The sequence below is a fragment of the Vibrio sp. PBL-C16 genome (assembly GCF_034321865.1).
In the GTDB taxonomy this organism is placed as follows: Bacteria; Pseudomonadota; Gammaproteobacteria; order Enterobacterales; family Vibrionaceae; genus Vibrio; species Vibrio alginolyticus.
Genome location: NZ_JAXLNY010000002.1, coordinates 2,856,493 through 2,872,325 on the forward strand (window position 1 = coordinate 2,856,493; position 15,833 = coordinate 2,872,325).

Here is a 15,833-nt window from a genome sequence, read left to right on the forward strand (position 1 = left end):
TTGAGCGTCCCTCTGACAAAAGGGAATTACATAAATTTGTAATAGTTCTCGTTTTTTATAAATCAATCTTGCCAGAAATGCACTTAGGTGCTTATTATTATTAAAAATTATCTTGCTTGGTCTCTCTTCTGTTAGGAAAGAGACTAACAGATGATTTGGGCACGCTACCGCCCCTAGGTCTGGCTCCTAGAAGCAAGTTTTATACGTAGTGTTTAATGGTTGCGTTTCCAAACAGGAGACGAATTGTATAGTAAACACGTTGCAACTAAAAGTAGAACGTGTAAAAAGCTTGCAAAAAAATGTCTTTTTTCTGACACTTAACTCGCCATAAACGTGACGCTTTTTTTGTTGGCTTACTAATTATTAAACTCCTTCCGGCATAGCTGATGTTTGTATAGCTAGCGCGTTAATCTCAGAAGTCTAAGTGAAAATAGTTGCAATAATATGAATTGCATCACAACAGGTTGCAATGCTACACAGTCAAATTTATGACGAATATCTAAGTCTCTCTAAACTTTCGGTTTTGCTGTTTTCTTACTCTCATTATCCTTGCCTACAATACGCTCACTTATTCACCACTTTCTGCTTACCTTGTTCATTGCGCGATTGACTGAGCCGTCTTTACGTCGCGAGGTGTCGCTATATATAAAAGCAAATACTCGTAAGCGTGGGTTAACAAAGGAAAAGACGTCGTTTAGTTATGAAAGTACTGCACCACGGTGGGAAAAATACGGTTACTGGCTCTTGTCACGAGCTCGTATTACAAAATGGAAGTGTGCTGATCGACTGTGGTTTGCTACAAGGTCAAGATAATGCTCAGCAGGAGAGTTTGCATATCGACTTTTCTATCTCTGATCTCAAAGCGGTTGTTCTAACCCATTCTCATATCGATCATGTTGGTCGGCTACCTTGGCTATTGGCTGCAGGTTATAAGGGGCCTATCTACTGTACGGAAGCCACCGCTGAGCTCGTACCGCTTATGTTAGAAGATGGATTAAAGCTCCAGTTAGGCATGAGGCGCCATCAAAGGGACAGCTTGCTCGATTTTATTCGAACGCTTATTCGCCCTTGCTCTTACTCCCAATGGATAGAGATAGAAGAACATACCTCTCTTCGCTTTCAACCAGCAGGACACATTTTAGGGTCTGCATATGTTGAGTTTCATTTATTAAACAATGAAGTTGTTGTGTTCTCAGGGGATTTGGGACCTCGTAACACGCCTCTCCTACCTGATCCGGTATCGCCTGAAAAAGCTGACTATTTGTTTATCGAGTCAACATACGGCAATAAAGTTCACGAAGATGTTGAGTCTCGCAGTAGGCGATTGCTTTCTATTATTGAGCATGCACTTCAGGATGGTGGCGTAATTGTTATACCTGCTTTTAGCGTCGGGAGAACTCAAGAGTTACTGTTTGATATAGAACAGCTTATTCATGAGCACGCCTTGCAAGATTCTCTGCCTATTATTCTCGATTCTCCTTTGGCTAAAAAGGTAACTACTACCTATCGGCAATTTAAAAAGCTTTGGGGAGCTGAAGCGAAAGAGCGGATCGAGCATCACCGACACCCTCTTGCGTTTGATCAATGTATTACCGTCGAAAGCCACACTGACCATTTAAAGCTCGTCAATCGACTCGCGAGCACGACAGAAGCTGCTATCGTGGTTGCGGCCTCTGGTATGTGTGAAGGTGGACGTGTCGTCAATTATTTAGAAGCATTGCTGCCAGATAAAAGAAATGATGTGCTATTTGCAGGCTATCAAGCAGAAGGGACGTTAGGTCGGCGAATTCAGGATGGAGAAGAGAACATACTGATTGAAGGAAGGCGCGTTAGAGTGGAGGCTCAAGTACATACCATGTCAGGTTACTCTGCACATGCGGATAGGGACGATTTAATACAGTTTGTTTCTGGTATTCCTACTCCTCCGAAAGAAGTTCACCTTATTCATGGTGAACAAGCGTCGAAAAGATCGCTTTATCAACAACTGATAACCCTCGGATATAACTGCGTTATATAGTGAAATGAACAATCATTTAATTTCGAGGCAATATAATATATCGCAAACATAGTTTTTCGAATTCATTGATATAATTTCGTTAAGATTCAAAAACAAGTCATAGACAAGGACTCAGGTTCAAGAAAATTAACAAAGTTATGAGCATGTTCTGGATTAAGGGATATAATTTCTATACGAAATAAATTATAATCGCCGACTTGTAAGCAATTGGCTAGTCGATAACAACTTATTCCATTCCTATGACAGACAGTATGAGCGACACGCTTCAAGAACGAGAAGCTTCTGAATTAACTAAGCATAATTCTATCAGCATAACATCAGCATTGGACGAGTTATCCGCAAGTGAATCAAATGCTTGCCTTTATATCTACTGTCCAAAAGAAGACGAAGCAAAAATTGCTCAAGTGCTTAAGAGGCATCCTGAGATTAACGCTCAGGTTAATAACTATGCTCTTAGAGACTTCAAGAGCAAAACGCTTTGCCACTTCAAAAGCTCGCATCTAGATCCTGAACAGCAAGCGTTTCTTGTCGCGGCGACAGAGCTAGGTGCTTGGGTTGAGCCATTAGTGAGCTATTTTGACCGTTCACTCGGATATACTGAAACTGAGCTTTTGCACAGCGGCTACTTCTTACACCAAAAAGCTTTTTCTATCCTTTCTAATCGCAAGAACAGCTGGCAAAAACGCTTCATCGATCTGTTGTTTGTTTTCATGCTGTCATGGGTTGCTATTCCAGTAGGGCTTATTACGGCACTACTCATTAAGCTTGAATCGCCAGGTCCGGTATTCTTTAAACAGCGTCGTACCGGCCAGTATAATGAAGAGTTTGAAGTGATTAAGTTTCGCTCGATGCGAAACGATGCAGAAAAGAACGGAGCCCAATGGGCAACCAAAAATGACGCGCGCGTAACGAAAGTCGGCTGTTTTATTCGTAAAACTCGCATTGATGAGCTCCCTCAGTTAATCAACGTACTAAAGGGAGAGATGTCGATGGTTGGCCCTCGCCCAGAACGTGAAGTGTTCATCTCTGAGTTGGAAAAAGCCATTCCTTACTATCGCTTCCGTCACGCCGTTAAACCTGGGGTAACTGGCCTAGCTCAAGTAAAATACCCTTACGGCGCATCGGTAGAAGACGCTATTTGGAAGCATAAATACGATGTCTACTATATCAAACACCAAAACTGGATGATGGAAGTGAAGATTCTTTTCCTTACAGTCAAAACGGTGTTATTTGGGATGGGTCGCTAAAACACGGCGAATTTAATCGAACGGATCACAGGTATAAAAAAGAGCAGCGCCTTACGGTCGCTGCTCTTTTTGTGTGTATATTCTGTAAGCTCTATCGAGGATTAAGGAAACTAAGATTTGCGCTTAGTGCGGTGTTTCATCGTACCTTTAACGGCGTAGACAGAAAATGTAAATAGGCTTCTTGGCAAGCTCAAGCCTACTACGTCTCTGTAGAACTTCCATTGATATGACAAAACGCTAAATTTGTTAGCTGTCATACCACTATCCATCCGATACTTTGCTAATGGCTTAGGTAGACAGTACGCTTTAGGAGTATCTTTCAGTATATCTAACCACAATCCCATATCCTGACGTTTACGAATAAGAGGCATATAGCGCTTACCGAGTGCCTGTGCATCATAAACGGCGGTCAGGCACCCGATAACATTACTATACATAAGTTTTTTATACGTTGTATATTCGGGAGCAGTTACAACACTCAGCTCTTCTTCACTAGTAAAACGGCTGTAGTGAGTGTATGTGAGTGGGTAGTTATTCTCCAGCATGAATGGAATTTGCTCTGCGAGTTTGTCTTCTGTCCAAAGGTCGTCAGAATCCAAAAAAGCAATAAAGCGGCCTTTTGCTTTTTTTATAGCAAAATTCCGGCTCGCTCCTGCACCTAGGTTTTCTTTGTTCTGATATACACGAATGTTATCGTATTTATCAGCATATGTTTGAATGACTTGCCAAGTATTATCGGTAGAACGGTCGTCAACGATAATCAGCTCCCACTCACTATATGTTTGACAAATCACACTGTCTATGCTGTCTGGCACTGTACCCTCTGAATTATAAGTGGGCATAATTATCGATACTAAATTACTAAACTGATCCATTTTTATATAATTCGTTAGGTTATATTAATCAAATACAAAAATCCAATTCATAAATAACTTTCAAAATCTTTTAACTTTCTGTTTGGAGGACGTATATTCTTAACGTAATTATATTCAATTTGTAAGTCATCATTAAAATACTTAAAGAACTCTGATTTTAGTAATGCCATTTCTTCAGGAGACAGTACATTTTCATAATAAACAACAAGTTGTCCCTTTACGTGTTGTTCACAACGATAAGCAATATTTATCCTGTGATTTACAGCCATATTCTTAAACACATAATATAGTGTAAGTGAAGGATAACTCTGATTAGTGCCGACAATATTCTTACCAACTCGCCCTGTTATCTCAGAAATAACCTTGCTTTTTCTACCACAGGCACATTCTACATCTTTAAGTGAGACATAATCACCCAAATCATATCTAATTGTTGGAAAAGATTTAGCTATCAGATTGGTAACTACAGCGCGACCTTCGACTACCTCTAAAATACAGCACTCTTCATTTATGTGCATATTCCCATAAGGACATTCAAACGCAATAATTCCCGACTCAGCAGAACCGTACTCACTGACTATTTTCCTTCCAAAAGCTTGCTCGACCTCATCCTGATAGAAATCATAAATTTTCTCAGAGGTACCTTTAATGAACTTAATATTGGACAGCTGAATATTTCTTTTATTTGCAAGTTTTGCCACTTCATAAATCATAGAACTATAACCAGATAGATATTCGGCCTTTCTGCATTTATCTAGAAAATTCTCTAAGGGCTTGTCTGAGTAGGAAAAAACACGAAATCTATTCATAAGGAAATCAAGGAACCTAACCTTCAAAAGAGAAAGACCTCTGTGGTTAAAGCCCCAGAAGTATCCATTTCTATGCCAAACATTAACTCCAAAATGTGCCATCCCCCTTGCAATCGAAGCTCGATTATAAGAATCCCATAGTTCATCTTTATAAAAAGTTAACGCTTGACCTGTAGAGCCAGATGTTTCAGAAAAAAACAATTTTCCAAATTTATAATTATTTATAGTGTGGATATCATTATTATTAACAATCAATGTATCTTTACTTAAAATTGGCAGTTCCGTTAAAAAGCTCTTATCGTATGTATTACTAGGCGAATAGGAATGAGAATCTAGCAACTTTCTATAATAAGGTGAGTTCTGATAAGCAAATCTTAATATTATATTTAACCTTTCATTTTGAATTTCTTCAAGTTTTTTTTCCTCAAGGTAATATGATTCATCAAGTTCTTTCTTCACTTTTTTAAACGAGGGATTTCGAATAGCAACCCCGAGATAATATATCAACTTACTTATCAAAGCTAACCTCTTAATTACAAATAGACATATCAAACTATAAAATATAACTCTACTTTATTTAGCATATCTCAATAACCAGTTCATCAAAATGCAAAAATCGAGCATAAAAATAGTCCTGATAGATATATAGCGTAAATTACTTAACACCAATGACCGATTGATAGAAAGCTCTATTTTCTATGCACTTTTCTTCTACATTGAACTTACCGACGACGTCATTGTAGGCGTTCAAAGTCATTTTGTTATAAGTATCAACATCTAAACTATAAGAGATTTCAAGTGATTCAATGATATCATCTACATTAGCACTTGAAATAAGAATACCATTTACAGAATGTTTAATAAGCTCATTAGCGCTAGTTTGATTTGAGTATAATACTAAAGTTGAGCAAGCCATTGCTTCCAAAGGAGCTAAAGAAAACGCCTCCGCTTTTGTAGGAGAAACAAAAAATGAACTATTGCGAATCTGATGCACTAGTTCTTCTTTTGCTAAGGGAGTGTGGAACGTACAATTATTAATTCCTGCTAATTCAAGCTTTTTAATTAAAATATCCGATAGACCTTCAATATCTTTACCATAGACATCTAAAGTTACATTACCTTTTCCTTTTGAAAAAGTAATCCACGCTTCAATAAGCTCACAAATGCCTTTCTTTTTAATTATTGAACCAGCAAATATATACTTTTTAACTTCAAGTGAATCGACTTCATGATATAAGTCATCTACTTTAACACCGTTATGTATTGTGGAAAATTCTTTGGCTTTCAGTCGGAATAACTCATTAGTTGCATGGGCAGTATAATCGCTAACAGAAACTATATAATCAGCTTTAAGCAAATGACTTTTTTCAATTATTCTCCACAAAAAACTTTTAAGGCCAAATTGTTTTAACTCCTTATAAAAGTATGATACTGAACCATGAAGTCGAACTATAAACTTTGCTTTTAACTTAGGGAAAAATGCAAAAAAACCATTAAAATCTTGGCACTCAACAATATCAATTTTTTTATTACCTACGATCTTAGCTACATTTCTATATAACTTTATACGATCAAATAATTTATTGAAAATACCACCTTTTCTTCCCGGAATACGTACTATATTAACGCCGTTAATTGACTCATTGGTTGTTTCTTTAACATTATACAAGCCAACCACGTAGACATCACATTGAGCAGATAAAGACTCTGCAAGTTCTTTTGTAAATACACCGATACCGCCAGCTGGATATGGTGGATATTCATTACAAACGAAAAGTACTTTCATAACTAAACCTTAAAAGATTTTAAGTAAGAGATAAAGATCTCACTCAGCAATCGGACATTAACGTCCTTTATTGCTATTTTTGTGAAAGATTTAAGCCGATGTTTAATATACCTATTAATCTTTCTATTATCTTCAAGACTCTTACCCTTGTCTATTGCTACATATATATCTGGAGGTAATTTCTTAATTTTCGCCTTTGATAATGAACCAAGAGAGTCAACTCGATACCAAAGAGTTGAAGTATTGCTCGATACCGCCTCATGAGAAGACAATAACTCTACCCACAATGCTTGGTCCTCACCAAAATTACAGCCTTCTTTAAACTTATTACTTTGTTCAAATAACAGTTTTGATAAGCATAGGCACCCAGGAAAAAATGGTTGGATTGACCGCGTGCAATCTAATAAAAAGTCATCATATTTTCCATCTTTTAACTCTTTCCTTTTTATAAGGTGTCCTGAACTGCTTTCCCAAAAAGAATAACTTGTAAAAAATATGTCATGATTTTCATTTTCTCTAATAAGACTATCGAAAACTTTTAATTGCTCACCCGAAATTAGATCGTCAGAGTCAAGAAAGATTAAATAGGAGCCTTTAGCCAAACTTGCACCATAGTTGCGAGCAGATGACACTCCAGAATTTGAACGTTGAAAATATCTAATTTTTTCAGACATTCTATGAAAATCGATATATTCTGTTCCATCAGAGCTTCCATCATCTATAACTATTATTTCATAGTCATTTCGACTTTGATTCAATACGCTATTTAACGTATCTACTAATTTATCTTTTCTATTATAAGTTGGAACTATATAACTATATTTCATCATTACCACTTAAGTAAAATTCTTTATAAGTAAGAGTTAGGCAAACTATACCCTGAAGTAAGAAGGCATAATGCACTAAAAATACAGATGTATTAACAAGACTGAAAAAAATGATGCTAACAAGAAAGGTTAGTGCATGCCCCATCTCTATAGATACAAAAGCTTTAGTTTTTTTAAGATAAACTAACTTTAAACCCAAGATATAAGATAGTGCCCTAAGAAAGAATGATAGAAAAACAATTAATACTATCTCAAAGTTCGCTGTATACTTCTTATCTAGGAGTAAGCTAACTATAAAATCAGGAAAAATAACAAGAAGAATCAATGCGAAGAGTAAAGCTAAAGCAATAAATAAAGATATACGATATAAAAAACTATCTATAGACGGACTTCTATTTAATTCAGGTATTATATAGATAGATGACAGAGCTCCAACACCGATCAAAAGAGAGTCAGAAAGACGCCAACTTGCGAAGAGAATAGACAGGTTTACAGAATCTATATCATAAAAATGAAACAGTATATTTCTGGAAAGAAGGTATATCAGAGGAACAGCAAATGCAGATACAACTGCCATTTTAAAATATGGGAGATATTTGTATAAAAAAGGTTTAATAATACCTGTTTTTTCAAAGAATGAAAAACCACTGTAATCGAATTTTTTTAATCGATACAACACCAATAAAACAACAAATATACCTATAACTCCTTGGGTTAATATCACCACCTGTACACCATAAGAATCATAAACAAATTTTATTGCTGCAAGAAAAAGTAGCATTTCAAAAAAGACAAATATTGTATAATCTTTTTTTCTTCTTTGACCGTTCAATATAGAATACAGTGTAGACTTAATAGCAATCACAAAAGAGGTAAATACAATTACGCAACCAAAACCACCACTAAATAGATAAGAAATAGGCAAAATTAATAACAGTAAAATAAATGATATTTTTAATAAAGTATAAATATCTTTATCACAATTATTCTTTACTGATTCATTAAGAAAACCATTTATTAGCCCAAATGAGAATATGAACTGAAGCACAGAGAGCTGATTTTGGATCAAATAGTAATCACTCAAATCAGAATGGGAGAATGTAATAGAAATTAACTTAAGTACTCCAAATGAAGCAAGCAGCTTAGAACTAATGGCTAGAATATTTAATAGCATGCTATTACGTCACCGGCTCGCTTGTAGTGTATGACCCATACGCCAACATAATAAAATAATAATAAAAGTTATAGTCATAAGGACGTTGAAACATGTTCAATAGAATTACCAAAACAAGTGAAGTTTCCGATAAATAAAAACGGTGAGATTTGATAAACAAAGACATATAAAAAACCAAAATAATAGAAAAAACAAAACCTAACAAACCATAATTAAATATAACACCTTTATATGAGGATACATCATGCCCAGTCCTAACATGAGCATCTTTTCCTTCGCCAATTAAAAGCGCTTTACTATCATTTAAAGCCGACAAATATTGTTTTTCAAATCTATCATCTACACGATTATCTTTTATTGTAATTTTATCACCATCCCAAACACGATCTAATATATATCTCTTACCACCATCAGTGGTAAGGACCGTAAGCAGTAAAATAAAAATTAATGATGCATTAAAAATTAATTTTAATGATATAGATTTCAGTGAAAAAAAGTATCTAGAGCACACTCCAACCAGAAGTAAAATATAACCACCTAGAGAAAATGAGAGTATATTAGACAAGACCAAAATTGTTATTTTAAAATTATTATTCTTACTTTTTTTATTTAAAATAAATGTAGTCAATATTGCCGTAATTGTTCCAACCATTCCAGGTTCGTCAAATATGGAAGAGAACCTGAAAAACTGATAGCCAAAAATACTTAAGTGCTGATCATTTAGTACAGCATTAAAACCATAATTAATGTAAAATTGACCTCGACTGGCCTTAATATAGTTCGTAGGGTCAATATGCCCTATAGCATCAACAAATCCAAAAACAATAAGTGGGTATTGAACAATTGATAGTGATAATATAAAAACCACCAACACGAGAAACATATTAAATGATGATGTCCTTATATGGCTAGGTAATAGTGAAAATATCAAAATACCTATAATACCAGAAGAAATCAAAGCAATATCATCTCCCCTTGGGAAATAACCGTAGATAATCCACAAAGACAATACCATAAATGCTATAAGATTATTCCTGCCAACGGATTTATTTGACAATAAATATAACGCTGATAATAAAAACAGTGCTATAAAATTCAACTTATATATATATGCATTTTCCCAGAGATAACTTGGATAAAGAGAGTTAAATGCAAAGAGCGCACAAGTTACAACCAAGCTTCGCTCAATAAACTTCATACCTTAGCTTTCCAATACGTCTTAGTGAAATCTATGAGTTTATTACTCTTTATCAGTATAGGAACTTTTTTTATAAAAAATAAAAATTTAAATACATATTTATACCTACTTTTCAGCCTATTGAACATTTCTCTCTTAGCTCTTACTTTATCCTCAGTAGAAAAGAAGTCGTTACCTGATACAATTAATGGATGTATGCATACGTAATTATTACAATAGTATATTTTGCCACCACTATGTATCACATCTGTAAGTAATATATATTCTTCTCCAGATGGTAAATTAGTTCCAAGACCAAAGTTTTCATCAAATTTAATTCTATTTTCTTTCATATGCTCTACGTTTAAGCACATATCAATAGAAGCTATTTTTGCACATGTAAATATATTAAGAAATTTACTTTTCTTAGCAACCCATTTTTTTTTAAAACCAAGAACATGAGAGCAAGAAAAATAAACACTTTCACCATAGTCACTTGCGATACTATTTGACTCCATTAAAAAACATTCTAATTCTTTACGATTAATTTTGACATCATCATCAAGAATAAAACCAAATTTACTTTGGCATAGCTCTATGGCTTTATTTCTACTTTTTGACAAACCAGTATCGAACATCTGCTCGTAGACTATATTTTCCGAGAAGTTACTTCTTGCAAACTCTAGATAATGAGCCTCATGACCATCTGTTATTTGATGAACTATTACATAACGAACGCCATCTTCCAATGTAACATTCATTAATCTTTCATTCATTGTTGAAATAAGAAATGTTACATCCATCTTAAACCTCAAATAAAATCTTCTTTATATAGTGAAAAACAACCAATATCACTGATAATAATGCGCCCAAGAATGTACCTAGTATACAAATTAAAGCACGATTGGGTTTAGCCTTAATCTCAGGTACTACTGCTGGGTCAACCGTCTTAAAGACAAACTCCTCTTGAACTTCTGCAAGCATTAAGCTTTTAGTCTGTTCTTCTATAAGTTTATAAAAGGTACTCTGCATATCTGCAACCGCAGTTTTTTGAAGCTGTGTATTGAGGTAAGCAAGATTTTGAGAGCTCTCTTTAATTGTACGCTCACGCATCACTTTGTTAATATCCTCTACAAGCCATTCAACCCATTGCTGCGCGAGATAGGGAGAGTAGTAGGTAATAGAGAGATTATATAAACCACTTTCTTTGTCTGACTTTATAGTTAGGATTTCCTTGTTAAATACTTCAAATGCTTCTTGTGCGGTAGGTTTTGCCCCACGAAGCCCCTTCGGATCACGTAACCATTCTCCCGATGCTGGATCATAAACATCTTTATCAATAACCAGCTCATTCTGAGTTAAATCCCAACTTTTCGTCGCCATTATTGGTATAAGCAATTCATGCTTATTAATGAATCGTTCTATAAATTGACGTGACTGCATTACCTGTACAGCCAAGTCTACGTGAGACGATTCAGCTCCACCTAAATTCACACCAGCTAATGCCGCTAACCCACCGAGCTGCCCTGCCATTTTTGACAGCCCTCCCCCACTAACACTTTCTGTTGGAGCTAATAGTGCATCGGCTTTGTATATATTGGGGAGACTTAAAGCGTATACCACAGAGCCAATAGCAAAAAGAAGAGTGATGGAAGTAATTAGCCACTTTCCTTTCCATATTACTCTAATAAGATCTCGTAGGTCGATTTCGTCATTATGAACCTGAGAGGTTTGTAGTGGTTGAGAGGTGTTATCTTTGTACGCTTCTTTAGTTGATTCCATTGGATTTATAGAGTCCTTGGCTCTTAAGCTAAGCTCCCCTTGCCGATTCTCGAGTTTGCTGACAAGAGTACTTCATAAAGGTAAAAGTTGTAGTTCTATTTTTGCCGCTATGATTTTGTGGAAAAGGACTACAACTCTACTATTAATTTGTATATCAAACGATTGATACGCTACTTTAGGGCATTAATCGCAACACCCGTCTGATAAAGAATCTGCGTTGCAGCAGTCCAAGTACTTAATGCATCACGGTAATCGGTGTCAATTGGCACAACAATAGTATCGCCAGCTTTTAACCCTTCTTTATTGTTTCCGAACCAATAACCTGATGAAGGCTTGTAAACAGAACCATCTGCACGCACTACAAAAATACGGTCTTCGTCCGCTTGTTTCTTAGCTCCACCCGCTTTGTTCAAGTAATCATCAACATCAAGTTTGTTGTCTAACAAGTAGGTAATTGGAACCTGAACTTCACCCATAATCGATACAGTATTGCGGAAGGTTGGGACAAAGAGGAAGTCTCCATCTTCTAGCATAAAATCAGCTGAACGCTCACCCTTTAAGATGCGATTTAACTGTACCACCATACGGCCAAGTGCTTTGCTGCGACTTGCTTCCTCAACAAATGCTAGTGTTTTTTCTGGGTCTGAAATTACAGAACCTATATTACTATCGGCTCGGAACGTCTTCTTCGCTGTTTCTTTTCGCATATCTGCGGCGTATTGGTTTAAAAGCTTCTGCTCTTGTAAACGCAATGCTTCACGCGTAAATATCGCTCCTTGGGGGTGAGCGAACTCTGTGAGACCACCCGCTCGATCCAATAGCTCACTTAAGGTTTCACCTTGGCGCACGGTATAGGTTCCAGGGAAACGAACTTCACCCTGTAAAGTGACTGTGCTTTGTAGCTTCACATTTGGCTTTTCTAGGATGTTCAAACGATCTCGGCCTACGATAATTGCATCGTCCGAAGCACTGCCTTGGATTGCTTTACGCAAATCAATACGCTCAACATCAATATACGCACGCTCATCCGCACTATTAATCGCGGTTCGTGCTAATTCTGCATTAATTGTGAATGCGTTGTAAGTCAAACCACCAGCTGCTTCAATAAGCGTTGATACCGTCATTCTTGGAGTAATCGGGTAGCGTCCTGGGTGCTTCACTTCACCAAAGACTTCAGCAATTTGAGGGGCTAGCCCCAAACGAGACTGTTGCTGAAGTTGTAACAACACAGGGGCAAGTAAAGTGCGACGAGTATTTTGCTTCAGCTTTTCAAAGTCTTCCTCTGTAATCTCTTTACCACGGAAAATGATTTTAGCTGGTTTCGCCTGCTCTGTGGTGCTCTGGTTGTTCAGCGTACCGTTTGCTGAATGCGAAACAGCAACAGAAGAGCTCATCACTTCTTGCTCTTTCTGTTGTTCGAGCTCAGCTTGCTCTTGCGCTTGCTCCAATGTTTTTGCTTTTGAAACAGCCTCTTGTGTTGCCAATGTATCCAAGTCTTCGTTATTAAAGCGGTTGAAAACCAATATACGATCCCGTGATTGTAACTGGAGGTTGTCTTGGCTACCTGGTGATAGAATCGCGTTGGCTAAGCTTAGTTGGAACACTTCAATATCACGTTGCGGATTAATCTCTCTTACCACAACGGCATAGTTAACATCAGCTGTTGAGTTAAAAGCTGAGTCAACAGATTTGAAAAGATCGGCAACACGAAGGCCATTGCGCCATTCCACATAGCCAGGATGACGAACATCCCCCTCTATCTGTACGTAACGAGTAAGCTCTTCGCTTTTTTTCAAGATCTTGATGGTATCGCCATTTTTAACTTTACTCTGTCGATCTTGCGTTTTATTGAAATCAAGCGTCAGAGCCTCACGAGCGCCATGTGAAGCGTAGCGTTTTATCTCCAATTGCTCGACATGGGCATTCGAAGTAAAACCACCAGCCATCTGAATAAGTTGCTGGTAAGTTTCACCTGCCTTGACTTCATAAATTGCAGGGCGGTTGATTTCGCCTTCTATAGACACTGTATCGTTAACAGAACCGATTAAAACAACATCATCCGGTAGCAAGCGCACATCATTACTTGCATCACCTTTTAGTAAAAGGTCATACATATCCAACTTACGAATGATTTTACCATCACGCTTTAGCTGGATATCTCTCAGCGCCCCACTTTCACCAAAACCGCCGCTGTAATAAATAGCTTGTGAAATTGTCGTTAATGCGCTAACCGTGTAGGCACCAGGCTTATATGCATCCCCCATTACAAACACTTGCATGGTGCGTAATTCACCCAATGAGATATCACTGCGCACACCAATCATTTGCTCTTTTACACGTTGCGTCAGAGAGTCTCGAACATCAGAAAAGTGCATGCCAGCAACATTTACCGGCCCAAGTGAGGGGAAGTTGATTGTGCCCGCACGATTTACGCGTAAACGATGCGTTTCATTCTCCTTACCAAACAACTGCACAATGATTTCATCACCTGCCCCCACGGTGTAATTTGCTGGCACAGGAACATCACTGATCGGAGCAAAGGTGCTTGGAGAACCAGCAAAAAGATCTAAACCAAAGCGTTTAAGCTCTTCCTGCTCACCTTTTTTGAGCCATTGTTCTTCGATATTGGAAGATACAGCGCCACTAGCTTCAGTTCTAGGTTGGATTACTTGCGGATTTTCGTAAGGAGACTTGTTTGAAGATGAACTAGAAGGAATGGAGAAACCATACTTACTCGCCAAGGCCTTTTGTTGGTCGGCGGGTAGATTTTGAAACATTTTCATTTGTTCTGGAGTGGGTGTTTGTGCCATTGAATAAGACGCAAACGTACTTGCCAATATAAAAGCGGCAATAGAGAAATATCCTTTAAACATGGTATGTCACTATAATAATTGAATAAAAGACCCTAGCCCCAAGTTTGAGCTCTAGGTATTTAAATTAGAATCGGTGCTGAAAACCCAGTGTAATCGAGTTAAGGCGAACTTGGTCTTCAGAGACGTTATCAACGAACTCAAATATCACCGCGCTTTGGTTATTTAAAGCGTAGTGCATACCTAACCCAAAACTAAATCCTTGTTCTTTGTGAGAACCTACATTTTGTAGATCAAGCTGAACGCTTGAATATCCAGCTAAACCATAAAGTGCAACTCGCTCTGAAACTGGCATATTCAGCTTAACAAAGCCGCTCAAAGCGCTATCAACAGCAAGACCACTGTCACGTTGAACTGATGTCCCGTAACGCCCTTCTAAACCAATGTAGTCATTAAAGAAGTATCCTGCTTGAGCACTAAGAAGAAAGGGGCTTCCCTCTTTCACGGACTCAGAAGGTGAGCTTTTCAATTCTGCATTTGAGTAGCTCACTAGAGCGCCTGCGTAAAAATCGGCTGACGCTGAAAAAGAACTCAGGCTCAAGCCCAGTGCACCAAGTATTCCCAAACAATGCTGCTTTCTTATCACGTAAAAGTTCCTAGTACTGGTAATAATATTGCCTGACAAGGCAAAGTTAAATTTTGCTATGCAGATCATTAAATACTGAAAAGCTTGCACGCTACCGCCCTGAGGCATGGAGCGTAAGCCACTGTATCGCTTTCTATATGGTCTAAGTAAAAACGACCTATTGACTTCAAGCCTCTAGTGCTGAAGGAAATAGGCAGACAAATTATGCACTCTTGATAGTTTATCAGCAAGCAAGGGAGCAAGATAACCGTGCAATGTCACGCTGGTGTTAGAAATGAGATCGAAAGCCATGGCAAAATAAGAAACTATTTACATGCTAAGGCTTTTTTATCTAGAATATAATTTGGAGCATTTTTTATGCTACCAAACATCGATGTTTTTATACCGGATACACAAGGATTAATAATGAAGAATACAGCTCTAGCTATTCTTATGGCTCTAAGCGCAACATCTGCATTTGCAGCAGAAGAAGCAGGCTCAACAGGCGCAGCTTCTGCGTCAGCAACTGGCACTACAGCTGTAGGTGTAGGCGCAGCAGCAGCAGTAACTGTAGTAGCAGTTGCAGCGTCAGATAGCGACTCAACATCTACTTCAACATCTACTTCTACTTCTACTTCTAACTAATTTCGTTTTGTAGAACAGAAGCCAATCGCCCTGATTAAGTCAGGGCGATTTTATTTGTA

The 15,833-nt window shown here is 37.4% G+C and carries 13 protein-coding genes; 3 read left to right on the plus strand and 10 right to left on the minus strand.

What is annotated here, in order from left to right:
* The first annotated feature begins 700 nt into the window (after positions 1-700).
* Both UQW94_RS21365 and UQW94_RS21370 read left to right on the plus strand, forming a co-directional pair.
* The gene (locus tag UQW94_RS21365) at positions 701-2,017 is read left to right on the plus strand and encodes an MBL fold metallo-hydrolase (protein ID WP_213972945.1); all 1,317 of its coding nucleotides are present in this window, start codon (positions 701-703) and stop codon (positions 2,015-2,017) included.
* Between the two features lie 239 nt (positions 2,018-2,256).
* On the plus strand, positions 2,257-3,264 hold the full coding sequence (locus tag UQW94_RS21370) for a sugar transferase (protein ID WP_005384832.1): 1,008 nt from the start codon (positions 2,257-2,259) through the stop codon (positions 3,262-3,264).
* A 110-nt stretch (positions 3,265-3,374) separates the two neighbouring features.
* Here UQW94_RS21370 and UQW94_RS21375 read toward each other — a convergent pair whose 3' ends face one another.
* The 10 genes from UQW94_RS21375 to UQW94_RS21420 all read right to left on the minus strand — a co-directional run bounded on the left by UQW94_RS21375 (position 3,375) and on the right by UQW94_RS21420 (position 15,150).
* Positions 3,375-4,139 carry a glycosyltransferase family 2 protein gene (locus tag UQW94_RS21375; protein ID WP_238762706.1) on the minus strand — a complete coding sequence of 255 codons (765 nt, stop codon included), beginning with the start codon at positions 4,137-4,139 and terminating at the stop codon, positions 3,375-3,377.
* Between the two features lie 47 nt (positions 4,140-4,186).
* A complete protein-coding gene (locus UQW94_RS21380) occupies positions 4,187-5,467 on the minus strand; it encodes a phenylacetate--CoA ligase family protein (protein WP_025768335.1) in 1,281 nt (426 codons plus the stop codon).
* Positions 5,468-5,603: 136 nt separating this feature from the next.
* Positions 5,604-6,734: a glycosyltransferase family 4 protein gene (locus UQW94_RS21385; RefSeq protein WP_025768334.1), complete on the minus strand. Its 1,131-nt coding sequence runs from the start codon at positions 6,732-6,734 to the stop codon at positions 5,604-5,606.
* A 2-nt stretch (positions 6,735-6,736) separates the two neighbouring features.
* Positions 6,737-7,561 carry a glycosyltransferase family 2 protein gene (locus UQW94_RS21390; protein ID WP_322142544.1) on the minus strand — a complete coding sequence of 275 codons (825 nt, stop codon included), beginning with the start codon at positions 7,559-7,561 and terminating at the stop codon, positions 6,737-6,739.
* Positions 7,551-8,735 (minus strand): hypothetical protein, encoded by a 1,185-nt coding sequence (locus tag UQW94_RS21395; protein WP_025768332.1) that lies wholly within the window; start codon positions 8,733-8,735, stop codon positions 7,551-7,553. Before UQW94_RS21395 ends, UQW94_RS21390 begins: the two co-directional genes overlap by 11 nt.
* A 4-nt stretch (positions 8,736-8,739) precedes the next feature.
* Positions 8,740-9,933 (minus strand): hypothetical protein, encoded by a 1,194-nt coding sequence (locus UQW94_RS21400; protein ID WP_025768331.1) that lies wholly within the window; start codon positions 9,931-9,933, stop codon positions 8,740-8,742.
* On the minus strand, positions 9,930-10,715 hold the full coding sequence (locus UQW94_RS21405) for a hypothetical protein (protein WP_025768330.1): 786 nt from the start codon (positions 10,713-10,715) through the stop codon (positions 9,930-9,932). The genes UQW94_RS21400 and UQW94_RS21405 overlap by 4 nt, the downstream gene beginning before the upstream one ends.
* Position 10,716: 1 nt before the next feature.
* Positions 10,717-11,694 carry a Wzz/FepE/Etk N-terminal domain-containing protein gene (locus UQW94_RS21410; protein ID WP_239932948.1) on the minus strand — a complete coding sequence of 326 codons (978 nt, stop codon included), beginning with the start codon at positions 11,692-11,694 and terminating at the stop codon, positions 10,717-10,719.
* Positions 11,695-11,864: 170 nt separating this feature from the next.
* Positions 11,865-14,567 (minus strand): SLBB domain-containing protein, encoded by a 2,703-nt coding sequence (locus tag UQW94_RS21415; protein ID WP_322142545.1) that lies wholly within the window; start codon positions 14,565-14,567, stop codon positions 11,865-11,867.
* 64 nt (positions 14,568-14,631) lie between these two features.
* Positions 14,632-15,150 (minus strand): porin family protein, encoded by a 519-nt coding sequence (locus tag UQW94_RS21420; RefSeq protein ID WP_225473534.1) that lies wholly within the window; start codon positions 15,148-15,150, stop codon positions 14,632-14,634.
* A 405-nt stretch (positions 15,151-15,555) separates the two neighbouring features.
* On the opposite strand from UQW94_RS21420, the gene UQW94_RS21425 reads away from it, so the two are divergent.
* On the plus strand, positions 15,556-15,774 hold the full coding sequence (locus UQW94_RS21425) for a hypothetical protein (protein ID WP_225473533.1): 219 nt from the start codon (positions 15,556-15,558) through the stop codon (positions 15,772-15,774).
* The last annotated feature ends 59 nt before the right edge of the window (positions 15,775-15,833 follow it).

Excerpts from the sequence above, each read along its gene's own strand:
- UQW94_RS21370 (WP_005384832.1), top strand. The coding sequence starts at position 2,257 with ATGACAGACAGTATGAGCGACACGCTTCAAGAACGAGAAGCTTCTGAA.
- UQW94_RS21395 (WP_025768332.1), bottom strand. The coding sequence starts at position 8,735 with ATGCTATTAAATATTCTAGCCATTAGTTCTAAGCTGCTTGCTTCATTT.
- UQW94_RS21375 (WP_238762706.1), bottom strand. The coding sequence starts at position 4,139 with ATGGATCAGTTTAGTAATTTAGTATCGATAATTATGCCCACTTATAAT.
- UQW94_RS21390 (WP_322142544.1), bottom strand. The coding sequence starts at position 7,561 with ATGAAATATAGTTATATAGTTCCAACTTATAATAGAAAAGATAAATTA.
- UQW94_RS21405 (WP_025768330.1), bottom strand. The coding sequence starts at position 10,715 with ATGGATGTAACATTTCTTATTTCAACAATGAATGAAAGATTAATGAAT.
- UQW94_RS21400 (WP_025768331.1), bottom strand. The coding sequence starts at position 9,933 with ATGAAGTTTATTGAGCGAAGCTTGGTTGTAACTTGTGCGCTCTTTGCA.
- UQW94_RS21425 (WP_225473533.1), top strand. The coding sequence starts at position 15,556 with ATGAAGAATACAGCTCTAGCTATTCTTATGGCTCTAAGCGCAACATCT.
- UQW94_RS21410 (WP_239932948.1), bottom strand. The coding sequence starts at position 11,694 with ATGGAATCAACTAAAGAAGCGTACAAAGATAACACCTCTCAACCACTA.
- UQW94_RS21415 (WP_322142545.1), bottom strand. The coding sequence starts at position 14,567 with ATGTTTAAAGGATATTTCTCTATTGCCGCTTTTATATTGGCAAGTACG.
- UQW94_RS21365 (WP_213972945.1), top strand. The coding sequence starts at position 701 with ATGAAAGTACTGCACCACGGTGGGAAAAATACGGTTACTGGCTCTTGT.
- UQW94_RS21385 (WP_025768334.1), bottom strand. The coding sequence starts at position 6,734 with ATGAAAGTACTTTTCGTTTGTAATGAATATCCACCATATCCAGCTGGC.